Here is a 13593-nt window from a genome sequence, read left to right as displayed (position 1 = left end):
ACAGTTTGCATGTCAAAAAGCGGGAAACGCGTGGCCTGGGTCACGGGCGGTGGCAGCGGGATCGGGGAGGCCGGCGCCGAGGCGCTAGCGGCCGACGGCTGGATCGTTGTGGTCTCGGGCCGGCGCAAAGACGCCCTGGAGACCGTGGTAGCGAAGATCACTGGGGAAGGTGGGGCGGCCGAGGCCCTTGTGCTCGATGTGTCCAACGCGGCCGCAGCCCAGACGGCGGCCGACCAGATCGTCGCAAGGCACGGCCGCATCGACCTGCTCGTCAACAATGCCGGCATCAATGTTCCCAAGCGCAGCTGGAAGGACATGGAGCTGGAGGGCTGGGACAGACTGGTCCAGGTCAATCTCAACGGCGTGCTCTATTGCATGCGCGCGGTGCTGCCGACGATGCGCAAGCAGCAAGACGGCGCCATCATCAACGTCTCGTCCTGGGCCGGCCGCCACGTCTCGAAAATGCCGGGCCCGGCTTACACCACCACCAAGCATGCGGTGCTGGCGCTGACCCATTCCTTCAACATGGACGAATGCGTCAACGGCCTGCGCGCCTGCTGCCTGATGCCGGGCGAGGTGGCGACGCCGATCCTGAAGCTGCGTCCGGTGGTGCCGAGCGAAGCGGAGCAGGCGAAAATGCTGCAATCGGAAGACCTCGGCCGCACCATCGCCTTCATCGCGGGCATGCCGGCCAGAGTCTGCATCAACGAAGTGCTGATCAGCCCGACGCATAATCGCGGATTCATCCAGACCCCGAACAACAGGGATTGAGGCGAGGCGGAGCCGCAAACTCGTCATTGCGAGCGAAGCGAAGCAATCCAGAAATGTGCCCGCGGAGACAGTCTGGATTGCTTCGTCGCAAGGGCTCCTCGCAATGACGGCGGATGGGCCCCCACGGACATCCCCGCCGATAGTTTCACCCATCACAAAGAATTTTTCCTCGAAACCGCACCACAAACCCTCCCGTAGTTCGGTCCAACGACGGCACTGCTGCATCACCCCTCGACTGTCGCAGGCGCCGTTGTTGCCCCAACTCAACGCCGGCCATCGCCGGTCTCAATTCAATCGGGAGACTTTCTCATGTCGAAGCGCATTGCCTATCTCGCTGCCGCCGCCTTCAGCGCCCTGGCCATCACTGCGACCGTCGTCGCGCCCGCAAGCGCCGAGGAAAAGACCGTCATGGTCGGCGGCGCCGCGATGTTCCCCTCGAAGAACATCGTCCAGAACGCGGTCAACTCCAAGGACCACACCACGCTGGTGGCGGCGGTGAAGGCCGCGGGCCTCGTGCCGACGCTCGAAAGCAAGGGCCCGTTCACAGTGTTCGCGCCGACCAACGCCGCCTTCGGCAAGCTGCCGGCCGGCACCGTCGACAGCCTCGTCAAGCCCGAGAACAAGGCGACGCTGACCAAGATCCTCACCTACCATGTCGTGCCCGGCAAGCTCGAAGCCTCCGACCTCACCGACGGCAAGAAGCTGAAGACCGCCGAAGGCGAGGAGCTGACGGTCAAGAAGATGGACGGCAAGGTCTGGATCGTCGACGCCAAGGGCGGCACCTCCATGGTGACGATCTCCAACGTCAACCAGTCCAACGGCGTGATCCATGTGGTCGACACCGTGCTGATGCCGGCCTCGTAACACCGCGCGATCCTGTTTCATCCCCGAACAGGATGGTCTCAGACCGCGAGCCGGGGATACCCGGCTCGCTTTTTTGTGACCACAATAGCCTCGCGGCATCGATTCGATGGCGGGCGGGATGTAACGAAAGCCGAAACACCGGCGTATAATTGCTGTCACACGACCTCAGAATGGAACCCGCTATGGCGAGCCTCACAGTCACCGACGAGCAGGTCACGGCTATCAAGTCCAAAGTGATCCAGCCGGCCTGGGTGCGGGTCATGCACTGGGTCAACGCTTTCGCCATGATCCTGATGATCCTGTCGGGCTGGCAGATCTACAACGCCTCGCCGCTGTTCGACTTCCGCTTTCCGCGCGAGTACACGCTCGGCGGCTGGCTCGGTGGCGGCCTGCTCTGGCACTTTGCGGCGATGTGGCTCTTGATGATCAACGGCCTCGCCTATCTCATCACCGGCTTCGCCACCGGCCGCTTCCGCAAAAAACTGCTGCCGATCACTCCGTCGGGCGTGCTCCACGACGTCAGGGCTGCCCTGACATTCAAGCTCGGCCATGACGATCTCACCGTCTACAATTACGTGCAGCGGCTGCTCTATGCCGGCATCATCGTGGTCGGCGTGCTGATCGTGCTCTCAGGCCTCGGCATGTGGAAGCCGGTGCAGCTCTATTATCTTGTGATGCTGTTCGGCGATTATCCGACCGCGCGCTACGTGCACTTCTTCTGCATGGCCGCGATTTGTGCCTTCCTCGTCATTCACGTCCTGCTCGCGCTGCTGGTGCCGAAGAGCCTGCGCGCGATGATCATTGGCCGCTGATTAGGAGAATTATCATGGCCAAGCGTCCGTTTCTGATCCCCGGCGTCGACAAACGATTGCTGATCAAGGACTCCATGAAGACCATGCCCGACGTCACCCGCCGCCGCTTCATCGCCGGCGGCGCCAGCCTGGGCGCGCTGACGCTGCTGACCGGCTGCGACGTCGTCGACTCGTCCTCGGCCGAGGAGATGCTGAAGAGCGTCTCGAAGTTCAACGACGCGGTGCAGGCCTTCATCTTCAATCCCGACGCGCTGGCGCCGACCTTCCCCGAAAGCGCGATAACAAAGCCGTTCCCGTTCAACGCCTATTACGATCTCGACGACGCGCCCGAGGTCTCGGCCGCGGACTGGAAGCTCGAGGTGCGCGGCCTCGTCGACAACAAGAAGTCCTGGACGCTGGAGGAGCTCTACAAGCTCCCACAGGTGACGCAGATCACGCGACACATCTGTGTGGAGGGCTGGAGCGCGATCGGCAGCTGGACCGGCACGCCCTTGCGCGATTTCCTGAAACTGATCGGCGCCGACACGCGCGCGAAATATGTCTGGTTCCAGTGCGCCGACAAGGACGGCTACAACTCCCCGCTGGACATGCGCAGCGCGCTGCATCCGCAGACGCAGATGACGTTCAAATACGCAAACGAGATCCTGCCGCGCGCCTACGGCTTCCCGATCAAGATCCGCGTGCCGACCAAGCTCGGCTTCAAGAACCCGAAATACGTGGTCTCGATGGAAGTCACCAACGACTACAAGGGCGGCTATTGGGAAGACCAGGGGTATAATTCGTTCAGTGGGAGTTGAACTCCACTGCCGTAGGGCGGATTAGCGAAGCGTAATCCGCCATGCGTCCGCGCTTGCCGAACGAAGTTGGTGGATTACGCTTCGCTAATCCACCTACGGCACCGTCTATTTGGCTGGGCCCACCTTGCGCTGGCACAGCGCCGCTACCGCCCCCAGCGCCAGCAGCGCCGCCGACACATTCAGCGCGTAGCTCAAGCTTCCCAGCGCATCGGTGATCGCGCCGACCACGATCGGCCCGAGCGTCTGGCCGACGCCGAACGAGATGGTCATCGCCGCGATCGCGGTCGGCCACACAGGCGGCGGATAGTTGAAGCGGACGAAGGCGGTGGTCGAGCCGACCACGGCGAAGAAGGCGACGCCGAACACGATCGCGGAGACCGCAAGCCAGGCCGGCGAATGCCCGAGCATCGGCAGGGCTGCGCCCAGCGCGTTGGTGCCGAGGATGATGGCGGTGGCAAGTCCGCCGCGATCGAGCGCCAGCACGGCGCGCCAGGCCCAGGGCGTCACGAAAGCGGATAGGCCGATCAGGCTCCAGAACGCCGCCTGCGCCGCGGCTCCGCCGCCGCCGTCGCGCACATAGGCGATCATGAAGGTCATGTAGGCGATGTAGCCCGCGCCGAACAGGAAATAGCCGGCGAGATAGATCAGCACCGGCAGGATCGCGAACGAGGTGTGGCTGCCTTCCGAGAAGCGCGCGCCGCTCTCGATGCGGATCAGGAACAGCGGCACGGTCATCGCGACCGACAGCAGCGTCAGCGCCCACCAGACGATCCACCACGAGCCCGGCCCGAAATATTGCAGCGTGAACGGGGCGATCAGCCCCGAGGACAGAATGCCGATGCCGGGTCCGGCATAGAACAGGCTCAGCAGGAAATTGGCCCGCTCCGGACGCGACTGGGCGATGGTGGCGGCAAGCGCGCCACCGGCGACGAAGCCGGCCGCCGCGCCCAGGCCAAGCACCAGGCGCGCCAGGCTCAGCGCCACGAAATTGCCGGTCAGGGCGCAAGTCGCAAGCGCGGCGACGCAGGCGAGGGTTCCGCCGCGGATCGCGCCGGCCCAGCCGACGCGCTGGATCAGGCGGGACGCCACCAGCGCGCCGACGAGATAGCCGACGGCGTTGATCGTGTTCATGAAACCGGCCGCCGAGTAGGACCAGCCGAGGTCCTCCCGCATGTCCGGCAGCACCAGCGCATAGGCAAAGCGGCCGATGCCGAGCCCGACCGTCGCGGCCAGCGACAGGGTCAGGATCAGCCGCGCGGGGTGTGCGTCGGGCAGGGGGCGATCAGGTGCGTGCAAGGGGTACTCCGGCCTGCCCAGTGTGGCAGGCCCCGCCCGCCTTGCACAGCCGCACCCCGGCAATGGTGTCTTGCCAAGCGTGCAACGCCGCTCTAGCACTCCGGCCGACCTGTCATTCCGGGGCGCACGCGAAGCGGGCGAGCCCGGAATCCATAACCCCGGCTGGTGGTTATGGATTCCGGGCCCGCGCATCCAAGTCGGCTGTTGCCGACTTGGACAACCAAGATGCCGAACTCGGGTAAACCCGGGGTCGGCGGCGCGTCCCGGAATGACGAGAGAGGATCAAGAAGGACACGACCATGGCGACCCACAAATTGCTGCTGCTCCCCGGCGACGGTATCGGCCCCGAGGTGATGGGCGAGGTGAAGCGGCTGATCGACTGGCTCAATGCGGCCGGGATCGCCAAGTTCGAGACCGACACCGGCCTCGTCGGCGGCTCCGCCTATGACGCGCACAAGGTCTCGATCTCCGACGGCGACATGGCCAAGGCCAAGGACGCCGACGCTGTGATTTTTGGTGCGGTCGGCGGCCCGAAGTGGGATGCCGTGCCTTACGAGGTGCGCCCGGAAGCCGGCCTCTTGCGCCTGCGCAAGGATCTCGCGCTGTTCGCCAACCTCCGCCCGGCGGTGTGCTACCCGGCGCTGGCCGATGCCTCGAGCCTGAAGCGCGAGGCGGTCGAGGGGCTCGACATCGTCATCGTGCGCGAGCTCACCGGCGGCGTCTATTTCGGCGAGCCCAAGACCATCACCGATCTCGGCAACGGCCAGAAGCGCGCCATCGATACCCAGGTCTACGACACCTATGAGATCGAGCGCATCGGCCGCGTCGCCTTCGAGCTTGCCAGGAAGCGCAAGAACAAGGTGACGTCGATGGAGAAGCGCAACGTCATGAAGTCGGGCGTGCTCTGGAACGAGGTCATGACCCAGGTCCACAAGCGCGAATATCCCGACGTCACGCTCGAGCATCAGCTCGCCGATTCCGGCGGCATGATGCTGGTGAAGTGGCCGAAGCAGTTCGACGTCATCGTCACCGACAATCTGTTCGGCGACATGCTGTCCGACATCGCGGCGATGCTCACCGGCTCGCTCGGCATGCTGCCCTCGGCCTCGCTCGGCGAGGTCGACGTCAAGACCAAGAAGCGCAAGGCGCTGTACGAGCCCGTGCACGGCTCGGCCCCCGACATCGCCGGCAAGGGCCTCGCCAATCCCATCGCGATGATCTCGTCCTTCGGCATGGCGCTGCGCTATTCCTTCGACATGGGCGATCTCGCCGACAAGGTCGACCAGGCGATCGCCGCCGTGCTCGCCAGCGGCCTGCGCACCGCCGACATCAAGTCGGAGGGCACCACGTCCGCCTCGACCACGCAGATGGGCGAAGCGATCCTGAAGGAATTGCAGAAGCTGCACGCGTAAGGCGGGCACCGCTCTTGTAGGGTGGGCAAAGCGTAGCGTGCCCACCACTTTTATCTCGATAGCCGAGAGATGGTGGGCACGGCGCAAGCGCGCCTTTGCCCACCCTACTGCACGCGCGCCCGGAGCCACCTCATGGATGCCTCACCCCGCCCCAAGATCGCGGAAACCATCATCCATGAGACGGTGCGCTTGCGCGAGGCGCAGATCGGGCGGCGCTGCGAGGTGCTCGCGGGCACGCGCATCGAATATGCTTCGCTCGGCGACTACTCCTATCTCGGCGAGAATTGCGACGTCGCCGACGCCGTGATCGGCAAGTTCACGGCGATCGCCAATTCGGTGCGGATCGGTGCGCCGAACCATCCGATGGGCCGTCCCTCGCAGCACCGCTTCACCTATGTCCCCGAATATTACGAGGCGGGCGCGACGCGCGACCGCGACTTCTTCGCAGGTAGGCGCGGCGACCGGGTGATCGTCGGCAACGATGTCTGGATCGGCCACGCCGCCATCCTGCTGCCGGGCGTGAGCGTCGGCGACGGCGCGGTGATCGCCGCGGGCGCGGTCGTCAGCCGCGATGTCGCGCCCTACACCATTGTCGGCGGCGTTCCCGCCCGTCCCATCCGCAAGCGCTTTGACGATTCCGTTGCCGCAAGCCTGCGCCGCATTGCCTGGTGGGATTGGCCGGATGAGCTGATCTTCGAGGTCCTCGGCGATTTCCGCTCGGAAGCGATCGAGGAGTTTTGCAGGCGCTACGATCCGGCTGCGAAAGCGTAGCCTCAAGCCGTCATTGCGAGGAGCGAAGCGACGAAGCAATCCGGAATCTGCCCGCAGAGAGTTCTGGATTGCTTCGCTGCGCTCGCAATGACGAGGGAGAGGCAGGTGTGCCCTACGGCATCTCGCCAAAACAAAAATGGCCGGACTTCGGCCCGGCCATTTTGACTTCAAGTCGACCCGCCTCAGTACAGCGGGAAGTTCTGCGGATAGCCGCCGACATCCTGCGGCGGCGAGAGCGGCTGGCGGTCGATCGGACGGTTGAGGTTCTCGCGGGCGAAGGACGGATAGCCCACGGCCGGCGGGAAGGCGTAGTCGGTGAACTTGCGGTCGCCCGGATTGACCTCGGTGCCGCCGTCGAGCCAGGAGCGCTTGCTCACATAGATGCGGGTGCGGCCCTGCTGGTAGACCGCGTTGGGGCCGCTCGGGCCGTAATAGGGCCGGCCGCGCTCGTCATAGCGCTGCTTGGTCCTGGTCTCGGCGGAAGCCGGGGTCGCGAACGCGATGGCCATTGCGGCGCCCGCCGCAAGCAATGTCGCCAGTTTGTTCGCGGCAGAAAATTTCAAGCTCATCACGTCCCCTTCAGGCGGCAGGCCGCCAGTCGATTTCACCCCATACTAGCCCGGCCAGGGCGGATGCAACTAGGTCAATTGGGTCACACCAGCCCGGAATAATCGTGCGCGCCGGCAAAAGTTGCATGCAAACCAGCCACTTGAGCTTGATGCAGAATCCTTGATGCAGGTCAAAGCGCTCCGCGCAATTGCGCGTTCGCGGCGCCGAGCAGCCAGTCCGGCGAGCCCTGCGGGGCACAGCCGCGGCGCCTGAGCTCGGCATGGGCGAACAATTCGGCCAGCTTCGGCTCGTTGCCCGAGGCCAGCAGCGTGAGCCGGTTCAGCGTGCAGGCGATCGCCGCGCGGCGGGCGGGCAAGCTGTCGCCCTGGCAAGAGAAGCCGGAGATCTGCAAGCCTGGCTCCTCATAGCGCTTGAGATAGCCGAGGCAGGCCCGCGTCCCCTCCGCCGCGCCGACCGGTCGGAACAGGGCAACGGGGCCTAATTTGGTGTCGATCAGGCCGGCCTGCTCGAGCGGGGCATCCGCACCCAAACCCATCTGAGCGGCCAAGCCTGCGGCTGCCGGCCGCGTCACGTCGAATTCGGCGCCCTGGCGGTAGATTTCGAGCTCGGCCGCCGGCTTGTCCGCCGCGTCGGTCCAGCGCAGCACGTCCCTGCGGCCGCCTTCGGGATGCCGAAGGATGGTGTAAGAGGCTGTTTTCTCTGATGAATCGATCCGACTGACGGCGAAGCGCGGATGCGAGCGGTCTGCCGTAGTCCAGCTTGGCTTGTCCGCGGGACCGTCACCGCGCAGGTCAGGCAGCTGTCCCAGGCCTGCGAGGGCGAGGATGGCAAACAGGGCGAGCGCCCCCACATAGACGACCAGATGCGCGAGCGTGCCGACGACCTCGTCGGCGACAGCCAAAAGCGTCAGCTGGATCTGGGTAGGGCTAACGGCCGTGCTGGCCTCAGGCGACTGCATCCACGGCCTTCAGGCATGGTCTTAACGTTGTCTTGAGGCCGGTTCTCGCATAGAAGCGCTGCTCTTCCTGTTTAAGCGTCAGCTTCGGGAACGGGCTTTTTCATCGGAGAGTGAACGATGGGTTACAAAGTCGCAGTCGTCGGCGCGACCGGCAATGTCGGTCGGGAAATGCTCAACATCCTGGATGAGCGCAAATTCCCCGCGGACGAGGTCGTGGCCCTGGCGTCGCGCCGCAGCGTCGGCGTCGAGGTCTCCTATGGCGACCGCACCCTGAAGGTCAAAGCGCTCGAGCATTACGACTTCTCCGACGTCGACATCTGCCTGATGTCGGCGGGCGGGTCGGTGTCGAAGGAATGGTCGCCGAAGATCGGCGCCGCCGGCGCCGTGGTGATCGACAATTCCTCGGCCTGGCGCATGGACCCGGACGTGCCGCTGATCGTGCCCGAGGTGAATGCGGCCGCGACCGAAGGCTTCAAGAAGAAGAACATCATCGCCAACCCGAACTGCTCGACCGCGCAGCTCGTGGTGGCGCTCAAGCCGCTGCACGAGAAGGCGACGATCAAGCGCGTCGTGGTCTCGACCTATCAGTCGGTGTCGGGCGCCGGCAAGGACGCGATGGACGAATTGTTCTCGCAGACCAAGGCCGTCTACACCAACGACGAGCTGGTCGCGAAGAAATTCCCCAAGCGCATCGCCTTCAACGTCATTCCCCACATCGACGTCTTCATGGAGGACGGCTACACCAAGGAAGAGTGGAAGATGATGGCGGAGACCAAGAAGATCCTGGATCCCAAGATCAAGCTCTCCGCCACCTGCGTGCGCGTGCCTGTGTTCGTCGGCCATTCCGAGGCCGTCAACATCGAGTTCGAGAATCCGATCACCGCCGATGAAGCGCGCAACATCCTGCGCGTGGCGCCGGGCTGCCTCGTCATCGACAAGCAGGAGCCCGGCGGCTACGCCACGCCCTATGAGGCGGCCGGCGAGGACGCGACTTACATCAGCCGCATCCGCGAGGACGCGACGGTGGAGAACGGCCTCGTGCTCTGGTGCGTCTCCGACAATCTGCGCAAGGGCGCCGCCCTCAACGCGATCCAGATTGCGGAAGTCTTGATCAACCGCAAGCTGATCACCGCGAAGCAGAAGGCAGCGTAAGGGGCTTACATCGGCCGGACTTCGACCACGTCGGGCACGAAGTGCTTGAGCAGGTTCTGAATGCCGTGCTGGAGCGTCGCCGTCGATGACGGGCAGCCGGAGCAGGCGCCCTTCATGTTGAGATAGACGATACCGTCCTTGAAGCCGCGGAAGGTGATGTCGCCGCCGTCATTGGCGACCGCCGGCCGCACCCGGGTCTCGATCAGGTCCTTGATCATGTCGACGGTCTCGGCGTCGGCCTCGTCGAAGAACTCGTCCTCGTCGTCGAGATCGGCCTCGCTTGTGGCCGCGCCGTCGGCCAGCAGCGGCGCGCCCGACATGTAGTGCTCCATGATGGCACCGAGGATCGCGGGCTTGAGCTGCTGCCACTCACCGCTCGCCTTGGTCACGGTGATGAAGTCCGATCCGTAGAACACGCCGGTGACGCCGGGCACCTCGAACAGCTTTTCGGCGAGCGGCGAACGCGCCGCCGATTCGCGGCTCGAAAACTCCATCGGGCTGCCGTCGACCACGACGCGGCCGGGAATGAACTTCAGCGTGGCGGGATTGGGGGTGGCTTCGGTTTGAATGAACATGGTTTTCTCCAGACGTCGCCGGTTCAAGGCCGGCGCGTGCTCTATCCCCTAGCAGATGGCGACGGCGAACGCACGATCAAGGGCTTTGGATAGCGTTCTGTTGTTAAATCAGCGGGTTAGGGACGTTCTTACTTACCCTCTCCTGGAGGGGGAGGGAAGCGCGAGCGGGGTGGGGTGATCTCTCCCCACGGGCAGCGTTCGAGGTGGAGAGACTGTCACCCCACCCCGTCTCATGTCTCGCTTCGCTCGACACGAGCCGACCCTCCCCCTCCAGGGGAGGGTAAGAGCAGCGCAGCTACGACAGCGAATCCACGCTTTGGTCGCTGAGGGCGCCCGAGATGATCGTCACCGGCACCGGGAACGTGCCGAGCGCATGGGCGAGCAGCGAAACCAGAGGCCCGGGTCCTTCCGCGCCGGGATTGGCGGCGAGCACCAGCATGGCGATATCGGGGTCCTCGTCGATGACAGCGAGCAGCTGCTCCAACGCTTCGCCTTCGCGGATCACCCGCTCCGGCGTGATGGCGGCAATGCCGTTGGCGCGCCCGGCGGCGCGGTCGAGCGCGGCTTCGGCGGCTTCCTGCGCCTCGGCGCGCATGATGTCGGCCACGCCGAGCCATTCCTGGCTCTGCTGTTCCGGCTCGATGATGCGCAGCATCACCACACCGCCGCCGGCGCGGATCGCCCAGCGGCTGGCGTAATAGACGGCGCGATCCCATTCGGCGCTGTCGTCGACGATGACGAGGCATTTGGGCTTGTGACCCGGCTCGTAGCAAAGTCGCTTGCTGGTCATGCATGTCCCGGATTGTGCACGGCAAGCATGCTGCCACACTCCCGCAACGTTTGGGAGAGGAGAAGCGGCCGGCGCCGTGGCGCCAGCCGGTCTTGCAATGGCGGCTCTAGCGCCGGCGGATGAAGCCGACGATGTCCTTGGAGAGCTTCATCGTCTCGTCGGCGATCGCGCGCGCCCGGTCGGATCCCTCGTTCAGGATCGCGTCGATATGGCCGGGATCGGCGACGAGGCGCTTCATCTCGCCGGCGATCGGCGCGAGTTTTGTCACGCACAGCTCCGCCAGCGCGTTCTTGAAGCTGGAGAACTGGCCGTTGCCGAACTCGCGCAGCACGTCCGCCTTGGAACGGCCGGACAGCGCGGCGAAGATGCCGACGAGATTGTCGGCCTCGGGCCGCGCTTCCAGGCCCTTCTCTTCCGTCGGCAGCGGCTCCGGATCGGTCTTCGCCTTGCGGATCTTCTGCGCGATGGTGTCGGCGTCGTCGGTGAGATTGATGCGCGAATTGTCCGACGCATCGGACTTCGACATCTTCTTGGTGCCGTCGCGCAGGCTCATCACGCGCGTCGCCGGACCCGTGATCAAGGGTTCGGGCAGCGGGAAGAACAGGCCGTCATTGGTGCCCTGCGCGCGGATGGAGTCACCAAAGTCGTTGTTGAACTTCTGCGCGATGTCGCGGGAGAGCTCGAGATGCTGCTTCTGGTCCTCGCCCACGGGCACGTGGGTGGCGCGATAGAGCAGGATGTCGGCGGCCATCAGCACGGGATAGTCGAACAGGCCCACGGAGGCGTTCTCGCGGTCCTTGCCGGCCTTCTCCTTGAACTGGGTCATGCGGCCGAGCCAGCCCATGCGCGCGACGCAGTTGAAGATCCAGGCGAGCTCGGCATGGCCCGAGACCTGGCTCTGGTTGAACACGATGTGCTTCTTGGGATCGATGCCGGCCGCGATGAACGCCGCGGTCACCTCGCGGGTGTTGCGCGCGAGCTCGACCGGTCCGCCCCAGACGTCCACCCCTTGCGTGATCGCGTGCATGTCGACGACGCAATAGATGCAATTGTGGGTTTGCTGCATCTTCACGAAGTTGACGATGGCGCCGAGGTAATTGCCGAGGTGCAGATTGCCCGTCGGCTGGACGCCGGAAAAGACCCGTTCAACGAATGGCATGGTCAGCCTTCCCATAGGTATTCGGCCGTCGTTTCCAACAGCGGCGCTGCCCCGTCAAGGGTCTTTCGCGCGGGCCGTGGGTCAGCCGGGTCGTTTCAGCGCGTTAACCGCCTCGCGCCAGGAGGCGGCACCGAGGATCTGCAGCAGCAGGCCGTAGACCGCGATCCCGGCCGCGATCTGCACACCCAGCACGACGAAGCGGATCAGGCCATGCGCCTCCGCAGGCATCAGATCCGCGGACAGCCAGAGCAGGGCGCCCATCGCGGCCGCGGCGAGCACGATCCGCGGCAGCCGTCTTCGCGCGGCATCGTCCACCGAGAAGCCGAACTCGCGCGTGCCCTTTCGGAGCAACGAGAGCGCGCTGCTCCAGGCGCCCGCCGCGATGCTCGCCGCGATCCCGCTCGCGCCGAAGAGATGGCCGAGCAGGACCGCGAGGGCGACCGCGACCACAAAGCCTTTGGCGGTGGCCATGAGCGGCGTCATCGTGTCGCTGCGGGCATAGAACGCCGGCGACAGCGCCTTGATCAGCACATGGGCCGGCAAGCCCAGCGCCAGCCACATCAGCGCGCGCGCGGTGGCCGTGCTGTCCTCCGCACCGAACGCGCCATGCTCGAACAACAGCCGCACGATCGGCTCGGCGAGCACGATCAGGCCGAGGGTCGCCGGCAGCGCCAGCCCGGTCGCAAGCTCCAGCGCACGGGATTCGGCGTGCGCCACCGCGTCGCGATCGGAGCTAGCCACCGCGCGCGTCAGCTCCGGCACCAGCACCGTACCCATGGCGACGCCGACGATGCCGAGCGGCAGCTCGATCAAGCGGTTGGCGAAATAGAGCCACGACACCGCGGACGGCGTCGCGGACGCGATGATCGCGCCCGCCACCATCAGCCATTGCGGCCCCGAGCTTGCGATCATGCCGGGGATCGCCTTGGCGAAAAAGCCGCGCATCTCCGTGTCGAAACTGGCGCGCAGCGGCGTCGCGAGGCGCGCGCTTCGCTGCGACAGCAGCATCATCAGTTGCAGCAGGCCGGCAAGACCAACGGTCGCAGCCAGGATCCACGCGGCGAAGCCGGCCTCTGCCCGCCCGACGAGCAACATCGCGATCGCGGCGATCAGCGCAATGTTGAACAGCAGCGGCGCGAATGCCGTGAGCGCGAAGCGTCCCTGCGCGTTGAGCAGTCCCATCAGCACGGTGACGGGACCGGCGAAGGCGAGGTAAGGCAGCATCAGCCGCGCGTTCTGAACCGCGAGATCGAGCGTGCCGCTGCCGAGGAATCCCGGCGCGATGACCGTCATGATCAGCGGCATCAACAATGCGATCAGGAGCGAGATCGCGACCAGCGCTGCGCTGACCGTGCCGAGCACGCGCCCGGCGAACGCCGCGGCTTCCGCCACTCCGTCGCGGTCCCGCACCCGCAACCAGGCCGGGATCAGCGCCGCGTTCAGCGCGCCCTCGCTGAGCAGCCGCCGCACCACGTTGACGAGCTGGAACGCCGCCAGAAACGCGTCCGCCACGGCGCCGGTGCCGAGCAGCGCCGCAATCAGGGAATCGCGGGCAAAACCCAGGAGGCGCGAGGCCAGCGTTCCCGTCGAGACGGTCAGGAAGGAGCGGATCATGCTCTCGAAAATACCGTTGCTTGCCCGCCAAGGCCCGGTCGTGATAGGCCGC

General features: G+C 65.4%; 14 protein-coding genes. 7 read left to right on the top strand and 7 right to left on the bottom strand.

The features are described 5' to 3' along the window. The first annotated feature begins 9 nt into the window (after positions 1-9). The 4 genes from AB7M16_RS18335 (at position 10) to AB7M16_RS18320 (ending at position 3244) form a co-directional block, all read left to right on the top strand. Complete coding sequence (locus tag AB7M16_RS18335) at positions 10-771, top strand: SDR family oxidoreductase (RefSeq protein ID WP_453944730.1); 762 nt, start codon at positions 10-12, stop codon at positions 769-771. A gap of 309 nt (positions 772-1080) precedes the next feature. After that, entirely contained in the window at positions 1081-1635 is a 555-nt protein-coding gene (locus AB7M16_RS18330) for a fasciclin domain-containing protein (protein WP_212255572.1), read from the top strand. Positions 1636-1817: 182 nt separating this feature from the next. Beyond that, positions 1818-2447 carry a cytochrome b/b6 domain-containing protein gene (locus tag AB7M16_RS18325; protein WP_212255573.1) on the top strand — a complete coding sequence of 210 codons (630 nt, stop codon included), beginning with the start codon at positions 1818-1820 and terminating at the stop codon, positions 2445-2447. Positions 2448-2461: 14 nt separating this feature from the next. After that, positions 2462-3244 carry a molybdopterin-binding protein gene (locus tag AB7M16_RS18320; protein WP_453944729.1) on the top strand — a complete coding sequence of 261 codons (783 nt, stop codon included), beginning with the start codon at positions 2462-2464 and terminating at the stop codon, positions 3242-3244. A gap of 105 nt (positions 3245-3349) precedes the next feature. Here the strand turns inward: AB7M16_RS18320 and AB7M16_RS18315 are convergent, their stop codons facing one another. Further along, positions 3350-4540, bottom strand: coding sequence for a YbfB/YjiJ family MFS transporter (locus AB7M16_RS18315; RefSeq protein WP_453944728.1), 1191 nt, complete (start codon positions 4538-4540; stop codon positions 3350-3352). 299 nt (positions 4541-4839) lie between these two features. Here AB7M16_RS18315 and leuB point away from each other — a divergent pair, with 299 nt between their 5' ends. Continuing rightward, the gene (gene leuB / locus AB7M16_RS18310) at positions 4840-5952 is read left to right on the top strand and encodes a 3-isopropylmalate dehydrogenase (RefSeq protein ID WP_453944727.1); all 1113 of its coding nucleotides are present in this window, start codon (positions 4840-4842) and stop codon (positions 5950-5952) included. Positions 5953-6084: 132 nt separating this feature from the next. Continuing rightward, positions 6085-6723 carry a DapH/DapD/GlmU-related protein gene (locus AB7M16_RS18305; RefSeq protein ID WP_439401802.1) on the top strand — a complete coding sequence of 213 codons (639 nt, stop codon included), beginning with the start codon at positions 6085-6087 and terminating at the stop codon, positions 6721-6723. A 182-nt stretch (positions 6724-6905) separates the two neighbouring features. Here AB7M16_RS18305 and AB7M16_RS18300 read toward each other — a convergent pair whose 3' ends face one another. Both AB7M16_RS18300 and AB7M16_RS18295 read right to left on the bottom strand, forming a co-directional pair. Further along, entirely contained in the window at positions 6906-7292 is a 387-nt protein-coding gene (locus tag AB7M16_RS18300; RefSeq protein WP_172787991.1) for a hypothetical protein, read from the bottom strand. Between the two features lie 170 nt (positions 7293-7462). Next, entirely contained in the window at positions 7463-8251 is a 789-nt protein-coding gene (locus tag AB7M16_RS18295) for a hypothetical protein (RefSeq protein WP_453944726.1), read from the bottom strand. A gap of 117 nt (positions 8252-8368) precedes the next feature. Here AB7M16_RS18295 and AB7M16_RS18290 point away from each other — a divergent pair, with 117 nt between their 5' ends. Further along, positions 8369-9403: an aspartate-semialdehyde dehydrogenase gene (locus AB7M16_RS18290; protein WP_036002717.1), complete on the top strand. Its 1035-nt coding sequence runs from the start codon at positions 8369-8371 to the stop codon at positions 9401-9403. Positions 9404-9408: 5 nt separating this feature from the next. Here AB7M16_RS18290 and AB7M16_RS18285 read toward each other — a convergent pair whose 3' ends face one another. From AB7M16_RS18285 to murJ, 4 genes are all read right to left on the bottom strand, one after another. Beyond that, a complete protein-coding gene (locus AB7M16_RS18285) occupies positions 9409-9978 on the bottom strand; it encodes a NifU family protein (protein ID WP_172787988.1) in 570 nt (189 codons plus the stop codon). Positions 9979-10273: 295 nt separating this feature from the next. Beyond that, positions 10274-10768 carry a universal stress protein gene (locus AB7M16_RS18280; RefSeq protein WP_172787987.1) on the bottom strand — a complete coding sequence of 165 codons (495 nt, stop codon included), beginning with the start codon at positions 10766-10768 and terminating at the stop codon, positions 10274-10276. A 106-nt stretch (positions 10769-10874) separates the two neighbouring features. Then, entirely contained in the window at positions 10875-11927 is a 1053-nt protein-coding gene (trpS, locus tag AB7M16_RS18275; protein WP_453944725.1) for a tryptophan--tRNA ligase, read from the bottom strand. An 81-nt stretch (positions 11928-12008) separates the two neighbouring features. Then, positions 12009-13541 carry a murein biosynthesis integral membrane protein MurJ gene (gene murJ / locus AB7M16_RS18270; RefSeq protein WP_453944724.1) on the bottom strand — a complete coding sequence of 511 codons (1533 nt, stop codon included), beginning with the start codon at positions 13539-13541 and terminating at the stop codon, positions 12009-12011. Positions 13542-13593: the final 52 nt, after the last annotated feature.

Source organism: Bradyrhizobium sp. USDA 372 (assembly GCF_053629095.1).
Note: the sequence above shows the minus strand (reverse complement) of the source record. Positions and strands in the feature narration are given on the sequence as shown.

Coding starts and splice junctions, on each gene's coding strand:
- AB7M16_RS18335 (WP_453944730.1), top strand. CDS start 10: ATGTCAAAAAGCGGGAAACGCGTGGCCTGGGTCACGGGCGGTGGCAGC.
- AB7M16_RS18330 (WP_212255572.1), top strand. CDS start 1,081: ATGTCGAAGCGCATTGCCTATCTCGCTGCCGCCGCCTTCAGCGCCCTG.
- AB7M16_RS18325 (WP_212255573.1), top strand. CDS start 1,818: ATGGCGAGCCTCACAGTCACCGACGAGCAGGTCACGGCTATCAAGTCC.
- AB7M16_RS18320 (WP_453944729.1), top strand. CDS start 2,462: ATGGCCAAGCGTCCGTTTCTGATCCCCGGCGTCGACAAACGATTGCTG.
- leuB (WP_453944727.1), top strand. CDS start 4,840: ATGGCGACCCACAAATTGCTGCTGCTCCCCGGCGACGGTATCGGCCCC.
- AB7M16_RS18305 (WP_439401802.1), top strand. CDS start 6,085: ATGGATGCCTCACCCCGCCCCAAGATCGCGGAAACCATCATCCATGAG.
- AB7M16_RS18300 (WP_172787991.1), bottom strand. CDS start 7,292: ATGAGCTTGAAATTTTCTGCCGCGAACAAACTGGCGACATTGCTTGCG.
- AB7M16_RS18295 (WP_453944726.1), bottom strand. CDS start 8,251: ATGCAGTCGCCTGAGGCCAGCACGGCCGTTAGCCCTACCCAGATCCAG.
- AB7M16_RS18290 (WP_036002717.1), top strand. CDS start 8,369: ATGGGTTACAAAGTCGCAGTCGTCGGCGCGACCGGCAATGTCGGTCGG.
- AB7M16_RS18285 (WP_172787988.1), bottom strand. CDS start 9,978: ATGTTCATTCAAACCGAAGCCACCCCCAATCCCGCCACGCTGAAGTTC.
- AB7M16_RS18280 (WP_172787987.1), bottom strand. CDS start 10,768: ATGACCAGCAAGCGACTTTGCTACGAGCCGGGTCACAAGCCCAAATGC.
- trpS (WP_453944725.1), bottom strand. CDS start 11,927: ATGCCATTCGTTGAACGGGTCTTTTCCGGCGTCCAGCCGACGGGCAAT.
- murJ (WP_453944724.1), bottom strand. CDS start 13,541: ATGATCCGCTCCTTCCTGACCGTCTCGACGGGAACGCTGGCCTCGCGC.